This is a genomic window from Bradyrhizobium sp. NAS80.1, from assembly GCF_001908205.1.
Classification (GTDB): Bacteria; Pseudomonadota; Alphaproteobacteria; order Rhizobiales; family Xanthobacteraceae; genus Bradyrhizobium.
The window spans coordinates 1-1,458 of record NZ_LGHL01000459.1 but is presented as its reverse complement, the minus strand read 5'-3'; the positions used below and the strand labels follow the sequence as shown (position 1 = coordinate 1,458).

1 protein-coding gene is annotated in these 1,458 nt (G+C 62.6%); it reads left to right on the top strand.

The annotated features are described in order from the left end of the window. The first annotated feature begins 307 nt into the window (after positions 1-307). Positions 308-1,270 (top strand): IS110 family transposase, encoded by a 963-nt coding sequence (locus tag AC629_RS44205; protein WP_143199956.1) that lies wholly within the window; start codon positions 308-310, stop codon positions 1,268-1,270. Positions 1,271-1,458 lie beyond the last annotated feature (188 nt).

The window sequence follows — 1,458 nt, the reverse complement described above, 5'->3', positions numbered from 1 at the left end:
CACCGCGCAGGGAAGGCCGTGTGTTGGGCTTCACCTGTATGCTGCTGTGCGGTCTCCTTGCGCTACATATTCGCGCAGCGGACCGCGGGTGCGAGCTGGCACCCGGCCTTCCCTGCGCCCTTGTGTCCTGAAAATCTGCCAGAATGTGCGAACGGGCGGTTGGATCAGAACCGCCCGTTGCTGGAGCTGAGCCCGTTGCGCCCAAAGGCCGTCGAGCCTGTGTCAGAGCGAGGGACAGCTCCGGTGTCTTCCTCAACCCGAACAGTTGCAAGGGCTTCGAGCCCGAACCGAGCAAGGAAGGGCGTGGATGATGGCACAGAATGGTCTCGTTGTCGTTGGCATCGACGTTGCCAAGGACAAGGTGAATGCGTGCATTCGCGAGTTGTCGCAGCGGCAGATGTGTCCGAGTACGCCCCAGGGGCACCGCAAGCTGGTTGCCTGGCTTCGCAAGTGCCAGGTGAACAAGGCGGTGATGGAAGCCAGCGGCGGCTATGAGCGTGATTGGGCCAAGGTGCTGCGCGGGTCCGGCATCGAGGTGCGGATTGTCGATCCCAAGCGGGTCCGCAGCTTCGCGCAATCGGCCGGATGTCTGGCCAAGAACGACGCGATCGATGCGGAGATGATCGCCTGGTTTGCAGAGACATTCAGCGAGGCGCCGGGTCAAGTGCACGATGCCGCGCAGGAGGAACTGCAGGCGCTGGTGAAAGCTCGTCTCAATCTGGTCGATCTCAAGATACGGTTGGAAGCCCAGAGCGAGCATGCTGCACCGGGACAGGCTCATAAAGCGCGCGTCCGCGTCCTGAAGAGTTTGCTTGAGGAAATTGCCAAGCTCGAGGTCGCGATCTCGGCCCAAGTTAGGGCCTCACCCCATCTTGCCGAGCGCGCCGAAATCATCGAGAGCGTGCCGGGCTTCGCCAAAGCGACCTCGGCGACCCTCGTTGCAGGGATGCCGGAGCTCGGGCAAGTGAGTGATGAGATCGTCGCGGCGTTGTTGGGCGTCGCCCCTTATGACGATGATAGCGGAAAGCGCCGCGGCGATCGTCACATCAAGGGCGGCCGCCGCTGGGTCCGAAACGCCATCTACATGCCCTGTGTTGGCGCAGCCACGCTGAACAATCCCGTCTTCAAGGCCTACTATCAGCGCCTGATTGCCAAGGGAAAGGAGCCGAAGGTTGCCATCACGGCGTGCATGCGCAAGCTGATCATCATCCTCAACACCATGATCGCACGACGGCAGAAATGGGATCCCCACCGCTATGCGGTGAACTGACCGAGCGCACTTCACCGCGCGCGGTCGGAGACCGAGCGCTTGCAAAGCCAACAGACCGGTGAGCGGATGGGGGTCAAGGCCGTCAGCCGCCGAAGGCGGGGGCGCGCCAGCGCCAGCCTTGAGCCCGGCCGGTCAGCGGTCTACTTCCGGCACAGTTGCTCTTGGCTTAAAGGGTGGAGAGATCAAGC